Origin of the sequence: Actinoplanes sp. CA-252034 (assembly GCF_050956125.1) — a bacterium.
Taxonomy (GTDB): Bacteria; Actinomycetota; Actinomycetes; order Mycobacteriales; family Micromonosporaceae; genus Actinoplanes.
The window spans coordinates 1634946-1649331 of sequence record NZ_CP191846.1; the positions used below are offsets into that span (position 1 = coordinate 1634946).

Annotated in this window: 16 protein-coding genes and 1 pseudogene; 8 read left to right on the forward strand and 9 right to left on the reverse strand. The window is 69.9% G+C overall.

All coding sequences use genetic code 11. The features are described 5' to 3' along the window. Positions 1-63: 63 nt before the first annotated feature. Both murA and nadA read right to left on the reverse strand, forming a co-directional pair. Positions 64-1466, reverse strand: a pseudogene (gene murA / locus ACQPZW_RS07625) (UDP-N-acetylglucosamine 1-carboxyvinyltransferase). Positions 1467-1624: 158 nt separating this feature from the next. Beyond that, positions 1625-2803, reverse strand: coding sequence for a quinolinate synthase NadA (gene nadA / locus ACQPZW_RS07630; protein ID WP_433794124.1), 1179 nt, complete (start codon positions 2801-2803; stop codon positions 1625-1627). 60 nt (positions 2804-2863) lie between these two features. On the opposite strand from nadA, the gene ACQPZW_RS07635 reads away from it, so the two are divergent. The 4 genes from ACQPZW_RS07635 to ACQPZW_RS07650 all read left to right on the forward strand — a co-directional run bounded on the left by ACQPZW_RS07635 (position 2864) and on the right by ACQPZW_RS07650 (position 6032). After that, positions 2864-3970: a glycerate kinase family protein gene (locus tag ACQPZW_RS07635; RefSeq protein ID WP_433794125.1), complete on the forward strand. Its 1107-nt coding sequence runs from the start codon at positions 2864-2866 to the stop codon at positions 3968-3970. A gap of 88 nt (positions 3971-4058) precedes the next feature. Further along, the gene (erpA, locus tag ACQPZW_RS07640) at positions 4059-4427 is read left to right on the forward strand and encodes an iron-sulfur cluster insertion protein ErpA (RefSeq protein WP_109592071.1); all 369 of its coding nucleotides are present in this window, start codon (positions 4059-4061) and stop codon (positions 4425-4427) included. 108 nt (positions 4428-4535) lie between these two features. After that, on the forward strand, positions 4536-5513 hold the full coding sequence (locus tag ACQPZW_RS07645; RefSeq protein WP_433794126.1) for a carbohydrate kinase family protein: 978 nt from the start codon (positions 4536-4538) through the stop codon (positions 5511-5513). Positions 5514-5531: 18 nt separating this feature from the next. After that, positions 5532-6032: an AAA family ATPase gene (locus tag ACQPZW_RS07650; protein ID WP_433794127.1), complete on the forward strand. Its 501-nt coding sequence runs from the start codon at positions 5532-5534 to the stop codon at positions 6030-6032. On the opposite strand, the gene ACQPZW_RS07655 is transcribed toward ACQPZW_RS07650, so the two are convergent. Next, the gene (locus ACQPZW_RS07655; RefSeq protein WP_433797461.1) at positions 6025-6234 is read right to left on the reverse strand and encodes a sulfurtransferase TusA family protein; all 210 of its coding nucleotides are present in this window, start codon (positions 6232-6234) and stop codon (positions 6025-6027) included. The two genes, ACQPZW_RS07650 and ACQPZW_RS07655, sit on opposite strands and share 8 nt — an antisense overlap. Then, a complete protein-coding gene (locus ACQPZW_RS07660) occupies positions 6231-7376 on the reverse strand; it encodes a cysteine desulfurase family protein (RefSeq protein ID WP_433794128.1) in 1146 nt (381 codons plus the stop codon). Before ACQPZW_RS07660 ends, ACQPZW_RS07655 begins: the two co-directional genes overlap by 4 nt. Before the next feature lie 157 nt (positions 7377-7533). Between ACQPZW_RS07660 and ctaC the strand changes: the two genes are divergently transcribed. From ctaC to sigJ, 3 genes are all read left to right on the forward strand, one after another. Then, on the forward strand, positions 7534-8460 hold the full coding sequence (ctaC, locus tag ACQPZW_RS07665) for an aa3-type cytochrome oxidase subunit II (protein WP_433794129.1): 927 nt from the start codon (positions 7534-7536) through the stop codon (positions 8458-8460). A gap of 7 nt (positions 8461-8467) precedes the next feature. Continuing rightward, complete coding sequence (locus ACQPZW_RS07670) at positions 8468-8935, forward strand: cytochrome c oxidase subunit 4 (RefSeq protein WP_433794130.1); 468 nt, start codon at positions 8468-8470, stop codon at positions 8933-8935. A 74-nt stretch (positions 8936-9009) separates the two neighbouring features. Then, positions 9010-9876, forward strand: a complete 867-nt coding sequence (gene sigJ, locus ACQPZW_RS07675; RefSeq protein ID WP_433794131.1) for an RNA polymerase sigma factor SigJ — start codon at positions 9010-9012, stop codon at positions 9874-9876. Between the two features lie 146 nt (positions 9877-10022). Here the strand turns inward: sigJ and ACQPZW_RS07680 are convergent, their stop codons facing one another. The 5 genes from ACQPZW_RS07680 to ACQPZW_RS07700 all read right to left on the reverse strand — a co-directional run bounded on the left by ACQPZW_RS07680 (position 10023) and on the right by ACQPZW_RS07700 (position 13657). Next, on the reverse strand, positions 10023-10757 hold the full coding sequence (locus ACQPZW_RS07680) for an SDR family oxidoreductase (RefSeq protein WP_433794132.1): 735 nt from the start codon (positions 10755-10757) through the stop codon (positions 10023-10025). Positions 10758-10832: 75 nt separating this feature from the next. After that, positions 10833-11039, reverse strand: coding sequence for a hypothetical protein (locus ACQPZW_RS07685; RefSeq protein ID WP_433794133.1), 207 nt, complete (start codon positions 11037-11039; stop codon positions 10833-10835). Between the two features lie 109 nt (positions 11040-11148). Then, positions 11149-12207: an anthranilate phosphoribosyltransferase gene (gene trpD / locus ACQPZW_RS07690; RefSeq protein WP_433794134.1), complete on the reverse strand. Its 1059-nt coding sequence runs from the start codon at positions 12205-12207 to the stop codon at positions 11149-11151. Positions 12208-12244: 37 nt separating this feature from the next. Continuing rightward, complete coding sequence (locus ACQPZW_RS07695) at positions 12245-12670, reverse strand: hypothetical protein (protein ID WP_433794135.1); 426 nt, start codon at positions 12668-12670, stop codon at positions 12245-12247. A gap of 48 nt (positions 12671-12718) precedes the next feature. Further along, positions 12719-13657, reverse strand: coding sequence for a cytochrome c oxidase assembly protein (locus ACQPZW_RS07700; protein ID WP_433794136.1), 939 nt, complete (start codon positions 13655-13657; stop codon positions 12719-12721). A 109-nt stretch (positions 13658-13766) separates the two neighbouring features. Here ACQPZW_RS07700 and ctaE point away from each other — a divergent pair, with 109 nt between their 5' ends. Next, positions 13767-14363 carry an aa3-type cytochrome oxidase subunit III gene (ctaE, locus tag ACQPZW_RS07705; protein WP_433794137.1) on the forward strand — a complete coding sequence of 199 codons (597 nt, stop codon included), beginning with the start codon at positions 13767-13769 and terminating at the stop codon, positions 14361-14363. Positions 14364-14386 lie beyond the last annotated feature (23 nt).

Sequence of the window (14386 nt, forward strand, 5' to 3'; positions counted from 1 at the left end):
GAAGCGTAGCCAAACGGCGCGGTGTGTTACACACCGCGCCGTCGATCGTGACGAAATCGCTGATCAGGGCCGCTCGACGTGAGCGCCGAGGGCGGCCAGCTTGGCCTCGAAGTCCTCGTAGCCGCGCTTGATCAGGTCGACGCCGTAGACCCGCGAGGTGCCCTCGGCGGCCAGCGCCGCGATCAGGTGCGCGAACCCGGCCCGCAGGTCGGGGATGCGCAGGTCGGCCGCGTGCAGCTTGGACGGGCCGGCGATGACCGCGGAGTGCATGAAGTTGCGGCGGCCGAACCGGCACGGGGTGCCACCGAGGCAGTCCCGGTAGACCTGGATGGTCGCGCCCATCTGGTTCAGCGCCTCGGTGTAGCCCAGCCGCTGCTCGTACACCGTCTCGTGCATGATCGAGATGCCGCGGGCCTGGGTCAGCGCGACCACGAGCGGCTGCTGCCAGTCGGTCATGAAACCGGGGTGCACGTCGGTCTCCAGCGCGACGGCCTTGAGCTCGCCGCCGGGGTGCCAGAACTTGATGCCGCCCTCGGCGCCGGAGACACCCTCGCGGGCCACCCGGTCATCGGTGATCTTCAGCTCGCCGCCGATGGACCGGAAGACGTTCAGGAACGTCATCATGTCGGCCTGGCGGGCGCCGACCACCTCGATCTCACCACGGGTGGCGAGCGCGGCGGCGGCCCAGCTGGCGGCCTCGATCCGGTCCGGGATCGGCTTGTGCTCGTAGCCGTACAGCCGGGGCACGCCCTGGATCTCGATGACCCGGTCGGTGTGCACGGTGATGATGGCGCCCATCTTCTGCAGGATGCAGATGAGGTCCATGATCTCCGGCTCGATGGCCGCGTTGCGCAGCTCGGTGACGCCCTCCGCGCGGACCGCGGTGAGCAGCACCTGCTCGGTCGCGCCGACGCTCGGGTACGGCAGCTCCAGCTTGGCGCCGTGCAGACCGTTCGGGGCGCTCAGGTGCATGCCCTCGGGGTCTTGTCGACGACCGCGCCGAACTCGCGCAGCGCCCTGATGTGGAAGTCGATCGGGCGGGGGCCGATGTGGCAGCCGCCCAGGTCCGGGATGAACGCGTGACCCAGGCGGTGCAGCAACGGGCCGCAGAGCAGGATCGGGATGCGGCTCGAGCCCGCGTGCACGTTGATCTCGTCGGTGCTGGCGGACTCCACGTTGGTGGGGTCCATCACCAGCTCGCCCTCTTCGACGCCGGCGGCGACCTTCACACCGTGCAGCTCGAGGAGGCCACTGACCACCTCCACGTCACGAATCCGCGGGACGTCGTAGAGGCGGCTCGGTGACTCGCCCAGCAGCGCGGCGACCATGGCCTTGGATACGAGATTCTTGGCGCCACGGACCCGGATCTGTCCCTGCAGCGGCGTACCGCCGTGCACGATGAGGACATCGTCGGTCAACGTAACCTCCAGCCGGTGGGCGCGAGAGCGCCCGAAGTCGAAAAGCAGAGCGCGGGCGGGGGTACCCGATTCTGCAACCGGGGAAGCATAGCGCTGAGTGACAACCACGGCAGCCGTGGCGAGCGTTGAAACGCCGTTTAAATGCTGTTGACTAAGGCGCGCTTAAAGAATCAGCCATGTGGGTGGATTCGTTTGACTACCCAGGGTTACGGCAGGGCCAGCATCCGGTCGAGCGCGACCCGAGCCTCGCGCGCGGTCTTCTCATCCACCGTGATGACGTTCGGCACACGGCCGGCCACCAGCTCCTCCAGCGTCCAGACCAGATGGGGGAGGTCGATCCGATTCATGGTGGAGCAGTAGCAGACCGCACGGTCGAGGAACATGATCTGCTTGTCCGGGTGGGCGAGCGCGAGCCGGCGTACCAGATTGAGCTCGGTGCCCACCGCCCACGCCGAACCGGACGGCGCCGCGTCGAGGGCCTTGATGATGTACTCGGTCGAGCCGACGTAGTCGGCGGCCCGGACCACGTCGTGCCGGCACTCCGGGTGGACCAGCACGTTGACGCCGGGCACGCGCTCGCGGACCTCACGGACGCTGTCGATGGTGAACCGGCCGTGCACCGAGCAGTGCCCGCGCCACAGGATCATCCGCGCGTTGATCAGCTGCTCGTCGGTGAGCCCGCCCTGCGGCTTGTGCGGGTCGTAGAGGACGCAGTCGTCCAGCTCGAAGCCCATCTCCAGCACGGCGGTGTTGCGGCCCAGGTGCTGGTCGGGCAGGAAGAACACCTTGGAACCCTGCTCGAACGACCAGTCGAGGGCGCGCTTGGCGTTGGACGAGGTGCAGACCACACCATCGTTGCGGCCGACGAAGCCCTTGATGTCAGCCGACGAGTTCATGTACGTCACGGGGACGATCTGGTCGGTGATGCCGAGGTCCTGGAAGTGCTCCCAGGCCGTCTCGACCTGCCCGAGCACCGCCATGTCGGCCATCGAGCAGCCGGCCGCGAGGTCGGGCAGGATGACGCGCTGGGACGGCGTGGTGAGGATGTCCGCGCTCTCGGCCATGAAGTGCACGCCGCAGAACACGATGAACTCGGCGTCCGGCCGGGCCGCCGCCTGCTGGGCGAGCTTGAACGAGTCGCCGGTGACGTCGGCGAACTGGATGACCTCGTCACGCTGGTAGTGGTGGCCGAGCACGAACACACGGTCGCCGAGCGCCGCCTTCGCCGCCGTGGCCCGGGCCACCAGGTCCGGGTCGGAGGGGGCGGGCAGATCGCCGGGGCAGTCCACCCCGCGCTCGCTGGCCGGGTCGGTGGCCTTACCGAGCAGGAGCAGAGCCAGCGGGGTGTTCGAGGGTTCGGTCCAGGTCGACGTCACGTCAGTCATCGTTGCACAGCGGGTGAGACGGTAGCTGCGCCCCGGAGGGTGTGCTGCCACACTCACGGGGTGCGCGTACTGATCTGTCCGGACAAGTTCGCCGGCACCCTTTCCGCCCCCGAGGTCGCCCGGGCCGTCGCCGACGGATGGTCCGCCCCCGGCGACGTCCTCGTCCAGCGTCCGCTCGCCGACGGCGGCCCCGGCTTCGTCGAGGTGCTCGCCACCGCCCTGGACGGCCGGCGCATCACCGTCGACACGGTCGACCCGCTGGGCCGCCCGGCTCGCGGCGAGATCCTGCTGGCCGGTGACGTCGCCTACGTCGAGAGCGCTCAGGCGTGCGGCCTGCACCTGCTCACCACCGAGGAGCGTGACCCGCGACGGGCCACCTCGTACGGCCTGGGCCTGCTGCTCGCCGCCGCAGTGGAGTCCGGCGCCGCCGAGATCGTCGTCGGCCTCGGCGGGTCCGCGGTCAACGACGGGGGCGCCGGCATGCTGGCCGCCCTCGGCGCGGCTCCGCTCGACGAGACCGGCTACGCCCTGCCGTACGGCGGCGCCGTCCTGATCAACGCGGCCTCGCTGGGCGGTGTGCCCCAGTTGCGGCAGGTCCGCCTGGTCGCCGCGACGGACGTCGACAACCCGCTGATCGGCCTGCACGGCGCCAGCAACGTGTTCGGCCCGCAGAAGGGCGCCTCCCGCGAGGACGTGCTGCTGCTGGACGCGGCGCTGGAGCACTTCGCCGGGGTCCTGGAGCGCGCCTTCGACGTCAAGGAGCTGGCACTGCAGCCGGGCGGGGGAGCGGCCGGCGGGATCGGCGCCGCCCTGATCGCGCTCGGTGGCCGGGTGACCTCGGGTATCAACCTGGTCACGAATCTGATCGGGCTGGACGCCGAGCTGGACGCGGCCGACCTGGTGATCACCGGCGAGGGCTCGTTCGACCACCAGTCGCTGCGCGGCAAGGTGGTGGCCGGGATCGCGGCCGGCGCGCGTGACCGTGGCCTGCCCTGCCTCGTGCTGGCCGGGCGCAACGAGACCGGCCAGCGGGAGGCGGCGGCCGCCGGGGTCACCGAGACGCACACCCTGGTGGAGCATTTCGGCAGCGTCGAGACCGCTCTCGCCGAACCCGCCCGTGGCCTGCGAGAACTCGCGACGCGCCTGGCCGGGCAGTGGAGCCGGTGATCTGTGTTCCCCCGGATTGGGAATCCCGGGGAATGGGGTTAGCGTTGCCTGGTACGGCACATGACCGCACCTGGCAGGGAGATACCTAGTGACCACTGAAGCGCACACCGAGTCGACCGAGGCGACTGCCCCGTCCGGCATCAACCTCACCGACGTCGCCGCGGTGAAGGTCAAGGCCCTGATCGAGCAGGAGGGGCGCGACGACCTGCGCCTGCGTATCGCCGTACAGCCCGGTGGCTGCTCCGGCCTGCGCTACCAGCTCTTCTTCGACGAGCGCTCGCTCGACGGCGACGTCGTCAGCGACTTCGACGGCGTTGAGGTCGTGGTGGACCGGATGAGCGCTCCGTATCTTGCGGGCGCGACGATCGACTTCGCCGACCGTATCGACGCTCAGGGCTTCACGATCGACAACCCGAACGCGCAGAACTCCTGCGCCTGTGGTGACTCTTTCCACTGAGCAGCAACTGACGAACAGGCCGTCCCGTTCACGGGGCGGCCTGTTCGCTGTAACCGACCGGTAGTCTCAACCCGTAACGCCCCTGTTTCCCGACCCCCGAGGGCCGAAATGAAGATCGCCGTCACCGGCTCGATCGCCACCGACCACCTGATGCACTTCCCCGGCAGGTTCGCCGAGCAGCTCATCGCCGACCAGTTGCACAAGGTCTCGCTGTCCTTCCTCGTCGACGACCTGGTGGTCCGGCGCGGCGGCGTCGCTCCCAACATCGCCTTCGGGATGGCCAAGCTGGGCCTGCGGCCGATCCTGGTCGGCGCGGTCGGCGCCGACTTCGCCGACTACCGGTCGTGGCTGGAGCGGCACGGTGTCGACTGTGACTCGGTGCACGTCAGCGACGTGGCGCACACCGCCCGGTTCGTCTGCACCACCGACGACGACCTCAACCAGATCGCCTCGTTCTACGCCGGCGCGATGTCCGAGGCCCGCAACATCGAGCTGGCTCCGGTCTACGAGCGGGCCGGCGGCCTCGATCTGGTGCTGGTCGGCGCGAACGACCCGGCCGCGATGATCCGCCACTCGGAGGAGTGCCGGTCCCGGGGCTACCGGTTCATCGCCGACCCGTCGCAGCAGCTCGCCCGGATGAGCGGGTCCGACGTGCTGAGCCTGATCAGCGGCGCCGAGTACCTGATGACGAACGACTACGAGCGGTCCCTGCTGGAGACCAAGGCCGAGCTGACCGCCGATCAGGTCCTGGAGCACGTCAAGATCCGGGTCACCACGCTCGGCAAGGACGGCGTGGAGATCACCGGCCGCGAGATCGAGCGCATCCACGTGCCGGTCGTCCCGGACGTGATCGGCGAGGACCCGACCGGTGTCGGCGACGGCTTCCGGGCCGGCTTCTTCTCGGCCGTGTCCTGGGGCCTGGGCCTGGAGCGGGCCGCGCAGGTCGGCTCGCTGGTGGCCGCGCTGGTGCTGGAGACGGTCGGCACCCAGGAGTACGACATCAGGGCCGCCGACTTCGGCAAGCGGTTCGCCGGCGCGTACGGCGACGAGGCGGCTGCCGAGATCACGCCCTTCCTGCCGGTCTGAGGGCGTAGACCTCAAGACATGGTTCTAGCGGTTTTCGCCGGCCTCCCCGGAGTCGGCAAGAGCACCCTGGCCGCCGCGGTCGCAGCCGAGCTGCCCGCGGCGGTCCTCGCGGTCGACATCGTCGACTTCACCCTGCAGCGGTACGGCGTGCATGAGTCCCGCCCCGGTCATGCCGCCTACGGCGTCGTGGCCGCGCTCGCCGAGGAACAGATCAGAATCGGCCACCACGTGATCATCGACGCGGTCAATCCGGTCAAGTCGGCGCGGGAGCTCTGGACCGACCTGGCCGAGCGGACGGCGGTGCCGTTGCGGGTCGTCGAGGTGGTCTGCGGCGACGACGCCGAGCACCGTCGCCGGGTCGAGGAGCGCTTCAAGGCGCGCGACCACGACGGCATCCCCGACTGGGTGCGGGTCCTGGAGCGCCAGGCCGAGTACGAGCCGTACCTCGGCCCGCGCCTGGTCGTCGACACGCACCTGGCCAAGGACCCGGTCCCACAGGTGATCGACTACCTCAGGTAACGCGTCTCACATCGAACCGGTGGCCGTCGGCCGCGACCAGCTCCTGAGCCTTCATCCGGCACCAGGCAGGGATGTCGTTGGCCGCGGCCGGGTCGTCGGCGAGCACCCGCACGATCTCACCGACCGCCACCCCCGGGATCGCCTTGGCCAGCCGGATCACCGGGATCGGGCAGCGCAGCCCGCGGCAGTCGAGGGTGATCAGAGCCCGGCCTCCTTCCGGATGCCCGCGACCAGCTCCGGCAGCACCGCCAGGAACCGCTCGACGTCCGCCTCGGTGGTCTCCCGGTGCAGCGACACCCGCACGTTGCCGTGGCTGAGCACGCCCATCGCCTCCAGCACGTGACTGGGCCGCAGCGTCGACGACGTGCACGACGACCCCGACGAGACCGCGAACCCGTGCCGGTCCAGCGCGTGCAGCAGCGCCTCCCCGTCCACGTAGAGGCAGCTGAACGTCACCAGATGCGGCAGCCGCCGCACCGGGTCGCCGACGATCTCCACGTCCGGCACGGTGGCCGCGACCCGCTCCCGGATCCGGTCGACGAGCGCGCCCAGCCGGACCGCCTCGGCCGCCGCCTCACCCACCACGGCGCGCAGGCTCGCGGCCGCCGCCACCACTTGCGGCAGGCCGAGCGCGCCCGGGTTGCCGGGGCGATGAAGATCATCCTGGGGGTACGGGGAGAGCCAGCGCACACCTTTGCGGACGACCAGGACACCCACTCCGGGCGGGCCGCCCCACTTGTGCGCGCTGGCGCTCAGCAGCGACCAGCCGGTGGGCATCTCAGCCCGCCCGACGACCTGCGCCGCGTCCACGAACAGCGGCACGCCCGCCTCGGCGCAGAGCTGCGCGGCGGCGGCCACCGGCTGAATCGTTCCCACTTCGTGACTCGCGCCGATCAGGCTCGCCAGGGCCACCCCGTCGCCGCGCACGGCGGCCGCCCAGGCGTCCAGGTCGAGCCGGCCCACCCGGTCCACCCCCACCTCGACGGCCTCGGTGGTGCGGGCCGCATGCAGGACAGCCGAGTGCTCGATCGCCGAGTGGACCAGGGTGCGGCCGGCCCGCTTCCGGCCGCCGAGTCCGCCGAGAACCGCTGCCTGGGCGGCCGCCGTCCCCGATGGCCAGAAAGTGAGCTCGTCCGCGCGTACCCCCAGAAGCTCGGCGACCACCGCGGTGGAGGCGTCGCGCAGCTGCTGGGCCCGCCGCCCCGCCGCGTAGAGCCGTGAGGGGTCGGCCCACCCGTCGGCGAGGGAGGCGAGCAGGGCCTCGCGTGCCACCGGATGCAGAGGCGCCGCGCTAGCGGCGTCCAGGTAAGCGTGCGCCCCGGCCGGATCGCCTGTGTAATCCACAGAGGGAACGGTATCGTCCGGTTGTCCGGGTGTTTTCCACGACGGTCCCCCCGGTGGGAAGCGGGCCGTTCCTGGTCGAGTAGTGTGCGACCGTCGGTGAGCCTTGCCGCCAGGTGTCCGGTTTCGGCAGGCGGCGCTGCTAAGGAGGCAGAAGCAGGTGGGCGCAAGGAGTTCGGCCACGAGGCCGCGGGCAGTAGGCCGGGCGGCCGGGCTGGGTCTCGGCGGCGCGACGCTGCTGATGCTGCTATCGGGCTGTTCGATCGCGGACTGGGGAGATGCTTTCGGCCACTTCGGCTGGCCGAGCCGTGGCATCACCCTGCAGGCCCACGAGATGTATGACCTGTGGATCGCATCGACGATCGCGGCCCTCACGGTCGGCGTCGGCGTGTGGGGCCTGATCTTCTGGTGCGTGATCCGGTATCGGAAGCGCGGCGACGAGCTGCCCGTGCAGACCCGGTTCAACATGCCGATGGAGATCCTCTACACGGTCACCCCGATCCTGATCGTGGCGGTGCTGTTCTTCTACACCGCGGTCGTGCAGACCAACGTCGACAAGCTCTCGAAGGACCCGGACCAGGTCGTCGAGGTCGTCGCGTTCAAGTGGAACTGGCAGTTCAACTACCGCGACGGGATGGGTGAGAAGGCCAACACGGTCGCCTCCACCGTCGGTTCGTCCGATGTGATCCCGATCCTGGTCCTGCCGGTCGGTCAGACCATCCGGTTCGAGGAGACCAGCCGCGACGTCATCCACTCGTTCTGGGTGCCGGAGATGCTGTTCAAGCGGGACGTCTTCCCCGGCAACGTGCGCAACGTCTTCGAGGTCACCCTCGACAAGGAGGGCCGCTACGTCGGCCGGTGCGCCGAGCTGTGCGGCACGTACCACGCTTTCATGAACTTCGAGCTGGTCACGGTCTCCGGACCGGAGTTCGACCAGTACCTTGCGGCGCGCAAGGCGGGCAAGTCGACCCAGGACGCGCTGACCGCGATCGGTCAGGACCCGTACGCGACGAGGACCTCGCCGTTCAACACGCGGCGTCAGTCGCACACCTGGAACTCTCCCGAGACCGTGGCTGCAGGGAAGTAGGGCTGACGTGAGGACCGAATACAAGATTTTCGCCGCTGTCGCTGCCTTCCTCTTCGCCGCGGCTGCCGTCTACGGCGTCTACACGCACGGCACCGGCAACATCTCCGGCACCGACCCCGACGCGGCCGGATTCCGGGGTGGCGTCGAGTGGGTGGGCGTCGTGGCGCTGATCCTTTCCGGACTGCTCTGCTCGATGTGCGCCGGCTTCTTCTGGTTCGTGGCCCGCCGGATCGACCTGCGGCCGGAGGACCGGGAAGACGGCGAGATCGCCGAGGGCGCCGGCGAGGTCGGCTTCTTCAGCCCGGGCAGCTACTGGCCGTTCGGTATCGCCCTGGCCGCCGCGGTGGCCGCTATGGGCCTGGTGTTCTGGATGTGGTGGCTGCTTGCCCTCGGCCTCGTCGCGGTGATCTTCGCCTCGTGTGGCCTGCTCTTCGAGTACTACTCGGGCACCCGCCACCCGGAAGCACACCTGTAGGTCTGATCACGCTGAAGCCCGCACCCGCCGATCCGGGGGTGCGGGCTTTCCCGTTGTGGAGGGACGGTCGAGCCGTGGACGTGCAGGATCTCGATGACGCGGCAGCCGTCTTCACCGAGGCCCGGCCACGGCTGTTCGGCATCGCCTACCGCATGCTCAGCAGCGCCTCCGAGGCGGAGGACGTGGTGCAGGACGTCTGGGTGCGCTGGCAGACCACCGACCGCAGCGTGGTCCACAACCCGGGCGGCTTCCTGACCACGACGGCGACCCGGCTGGCGATCAACGCCCTGCAGTCGGCCCGGGTGCGCCGCGAGACCTACATCGGGCCGTGGCTGCCCGAGCCGGTCGACACCAGCGCCGACCCCTACCTGGGCGCCGAGCGTGGTGAGGCGCTGGAGCTCGCGGCGCTGCTGCTGATGGAGAAGCTGACCCCGAACGAACGCGCCGCCTATGTGCTGCGGGAGGCGTTCGACTATCCGTACGGGCAGATCGCCGACATCCTCGACTCGACCGAACCGGCCGTCCGGCAGTTGGTCAGCCGCGCCCGTAAGCGGGTGACCGGCGAGCGGCGTGCTCCGGTGAGCACCGAGGCCCAGCGGGAGCTGCTGGCCGCCTTCGTCGCGGCGGCCCGATCCGGCGACATGGCGGAGCTGGAGCGGCTGTTCGCCGCCGACGTGCGCAGCGTCTCCGACGGCAACGGCGCCTACCAGGTGTCGCGGCACGCGGTGGTCGGCCCGCTGCGGGTGACCAACTTCCTCACGGCGATCGCGCCCTGGTTCTGGGACGACGTCGAGGTGGAGTGGGCGCGGCTCAACGGCCACGACTCGGTGGTGCTGCGCCGCGGCGGGACGGTGTACGGCGTGCTCGCCGTCACCGCCACCGCCGACGGCATCGATCAGCTGCTGTGGATGGTCAACCCGGAGAAACTGACCGCGATCTGAGCCTTGCGCCGGTCGCCCGCCGCTAGTCGCGCCGGTCGCTGCTAGTCCCGTCGGTCGCCGGTCGCCGGTCGTCGGTCGTCGGTCGCCGGTCGCGGGTCGCGGGTCGCCGCTAGTCGGTCTTGGCCTGGCCGCGCGAGCGACTCCCGTCAGCGGGAGAGCCACTCCAGGAAGGTCGTGCGGGCCAGGACGGCGTCGGCCCGGCCGATCAGGACGTCACCGGGGACCGCGGCGAACATGCCCGCGGCCGGGTCGGTGACGACGGCCCGCCGGTCTCCCCGCGCGGACAGGGCGACCCGGCCCAGCTCGTCGAGCCCGTACACCTGCGGGCCCGCCACGTTGCGGATCCCGTTGAGCGGGGCGCCGGCGGCGACGTCGGCCACCGCCCGGGCCACGTCGGCCGCCGCCATCGGCTGGACCGGGGTGGCCGGCAGCCGGACCGTGTTCTCGTCGGACGTCCACGACAGGACAGCGTCGACGAACTCGTAGAACTGGGTGGCCCGGACGATCGAGTACGGCACCGGGCCGGTCTGCAGCAGCTCCTCCTGCAGCACCTTGGCGCGGTAGTAGTCGAGGTCCGGTACCTCGTCGACCCCGACGATCGACAGGATCACCGCATGGCCGACGCCGGCGGACGCGGCGGCCGACAGCATGTTCTGCATGGTCGTCCGGAAGAACGCGGGAGACGCCTCGTCGAAGGTCGGCGAGTTGGTGAGGTTGACGACGACGTCGGCGCCGGCCAGCGCCTCCGGCAGGCCCGCCCCGGTGAGCAGGTCCACGCCGGTCGACGGGGAGAGCGGCAGCACGTCGTGCCCGTCGGTGGTCAGCATCCGGACCACCTGGGACCCGATGAGCCCGGTGCCGCCGATGACTGCGATCTTCATTTCTCGGCCTTACTGTTCGTCGGAACTGCTCGGACGACAGTGATGACCGGGTGGTGCCGCGATCTGTGACAGCGATCAGGCGGCGGATCTCTGGTGAGGCGCGACACGTCTGGTCTTCTCGCCGGGTCTCCACAGGTGGACGACGATCGGGGCGACCACCTCGGCGGCCCCGCAGCGGGTGCAGACCAGCTCGGGGCAGTCGTCGTGGCCGTCCTCGCAGGGCGGCACCTCGAAGAGCATGTCGCCGTCGCAGATGACGCAGCGGAGTTCGCGTTCCTGCACGGGTCTCTCCTTCGCGGGAAGGTCAAATTACCCGAATGTCATTCAGACGGTTTCACGTAAAAAGGACGATCTCGTGTATTACCGACGGCGTGTTGAAGAAATTTCCCGATCACTCGGCGGCCTTGGCGGCCTGCGCCGCAGCCACCCAGCGCTCCAGCTGAGCGGTCGTGGCGCCCGAGTCGATCGCTTCGGCGGCGCGCCGCATGCCGGCCCGCAGCGTCTCGCGGAAGTCGCCCGGGAAGCCGCTCTGTGCCGCGAACGCCGCCGACGCGTTGAGCAGCACGGCGTCACGCACCGGGCCCTTCTCGCCCGCGAACAGCCGCCGGGCCACGTCGGCGTTGAACGCCACCTCACCGCCCCGCAGATCGGCCGGCCGACTCCGGGCCAGGCCCAGCTCCACCGCGTCGACCACCAGCTCCTCCACCTTGCCGTCCCGGGCCATCCAGATCCGGGTCGGCGCCGAGGTGGTGAACTCGTCCAGGCCGTCCTCGCCCCGCACCACGAGCGCCGAGTCGCCGCGCCGGGCGAACACCTCGGCCATCACCGGTGCCATCCGCGGGTCGAAGCAGCCCACCATCGCCGAGGTCGGGCGGGCCGGGTTGGTCAGCGGGCCCAGCATGTTGAAGAACGTGGGCACACCCAGCTCGCGCCGCGTCACCGAGGCGTGCCGCATGCCGGGGTGGTAGCGGGCCGCGAAGCAGAAGCCGATGCCCGCCTCGGCGACCGACCGGGCGACCCCGGCCGGGCCCAGATCGAGGGGCAGGCCGAAATGCTCCAGCAGGTCGGCCGAGCCGGTCGTCGACGAGGCCGACCGGTTGCCGTGCTTCACCACCGGGACCCCGGCCGAGGCCGTCACGATCGCGGCCAGGGTGGAGATGTTCACCGTGTTGGCCCGGTCACCACCGGTGCCGACCACGTCGACCGCGCTGGTCCGGGTCTCCTCCGGCAGCTCGACCATCGTGGCGGCGGCGAACATCGCCTCCACCAGGCCGGCGATCTCGGACGGCGTCTCACCCTTGGCGCGCAGCGCCACCGCGAACCCGGCTATCTGCACCGGAGTCGCGTTGCCGGCCATGATCTCGCCCATGGCCCACGCGGTGTCCGTCGTGGCGAGCTCCTCGCCACGCAGCAGTGCGCTCGTCAGATTGGGCCAGGTGCGTGCGCCCATGGCGCTGCCTCCATCGGGTCTGTCTGTGGAAGGTACGTCAGCGGGGGATGGTGCCCAGGGTGCCCAGCGGGACGGCGCCGTCACGGCGCGCACGGAGCAGCCCGGCCACCGTCTGCCCGGTGGTGACCGGGTCCAGCGGGGCCACGATGGTGGCGTCGGCCTGCGCGTAGGCGGCCAGCCAGCGGTCCGCGGCACGGGCGATCACGACGCACGTGGGCGGGGGGTTCAGATACTCGTCCTTGGTCTGGCGCGCGATGCCGATGCCGCCGGCCGGGGTCGCCTCGCCGTCGAGCATCATCAGATCGATCTCGTACTCGTCGAGCAGACGGCGACAGTCCTCCCAGGTGGAGGCGTCGGCGAACTCGACCTGGAGATCAGCGGCGGGCCGGGGGCCGATGGCGAGCCGGATCCGGTCCCGCACGGCGGCGTCGTCGCTGTAGAGCAGAACGGTGTACTGGCTCATCTTGTGCCCCACCTCACGTCTTTGGTCCCAGGGATCGTACCGAACTTGTTATCCGGCGTCGGGCGCCGGGCGTACCGCATCGTCCTCTGCCTCGGCCCGGTCCAGGGCTCGGTCGATCCGCCGGGCTTCACGCTCCGACTGGCGGACCCACTGGACCACCAGGATCCCCAGCATCGTGACGCTGACGATCTCGCCGCCGGCCCACAGGATGCCGCCCGCCGTGACCTGGTCAGCCTTCGGATCCAACCAGCTCAGGCCCAGTTTCGGGTACCAGTCGCCGCCGAGCAGCTCGTTGCTCTGCATGATCGTCAGCCCGAGCACCGTGTGGAACGGGACACTCAAGACCATGAGCAGAGCCCGGCCCGGGTACGGCCACCGGTTCGGCAACGGGTCCAGCCCGAGCAGCGGCCAGAAGAACAGGCAGCCGGTCACGATGAAGTGCAGGTGGACGAGCTCGTGCACCCACACGTGCTCGAGGGTCTGCCGGTACGCGCCGGTGAAGTACAGGACGAACGGGTTGGCGATGAACAGCCCGAACGCCACCAGCGGGAAGGTCAGCACCCGCACGTAGCGGCTGTGCAGGACGGCGAGCAGGGTCTTGCGTGGCTTCCCGTGCAGGACCCGCAGGGCCAGGGTGGTCGGCGCGCCGAGGGCCAGGAAGATCGGCCCCACCATGGACAACACCATGTGCTGCACCATGTGGACGGAGATCAGCGTGGTGTCGTACGCCTCGATGCCGGTCACCGTGACCAGGGCGATCGACCCGAGGCCGCCGGCGATGAAGGCCACCGTGCGCCCGGGCGGCCAGTGGTCGCCGCGCTGCCGCAGACGCCACACGCCGTACAGGTAGAGCGCCGCCGACACCAGGAGGCCGACCGCGATCGGGCTGATCAGGTTGATCTCGGTGAAGAACGCCGCCGGTGTGAACGGCGGGAGTCCAGTATCCCCGGCATCGGCCGCGAGTGAGGGCAAAACGTGAAGCTGCACCACTTGAGGTTAGGTCTACCCGCTGGTCACAGATTCCTCCGGGCGGCCCGGAAGGCCGGATTGGGGACCCCGGGGGACCTTGAGCCTGTCTCGGATGAATAATGAGGCCGTGACAGCGGCAGCCATCGACAAGAGCCGGATCCACTCGCTGACCCGACCCAACATGGTCAGCGTCGGGACCATCGTGTGGCTCTCCAGCGAGCTCATGTTCTTCGCGGCCTTGTTCGCGATGTACTTCTCCATCCGTGCTGCGGACTACAGCATGTGGGAGCACCACACCGAGTCCCTCAACATCCCGTACGCGACGACGTTCACGGTGATCTTGGTGCTCTCGTCGGTGACCTGCCAGCTGGGCGTCTTCGCGGCGGAGAAGGGTGACGTGTTCGCGCTGCGGCGCTGGTTCACGATCACCTTCGTGATGGGCCTGATCTTCGTGCTCGGGCAGGTGAACGAGTACGTGACCCTGGTCGGCCACGGCGTCAAGATCAACGCCGACGGGTACGGCTCCATGTTCTACCTGACGACCGGGTTCCACGGTCTGCACGTGACCGGCGGCCTGATCGCCTTCATCGTCTACATGATCCGGACCACGATGGGCAGGTTCACGCCGGCCCAGGCCACGTCCGCGATCGTCGTGTCGTACTACTGGCACTTCGTGGACGTCGTCTGGATCGCCCTGTTCGCCATGATCTATTGGCTTCAGTGACGCGCCGTAATCCGCTGAGCTCC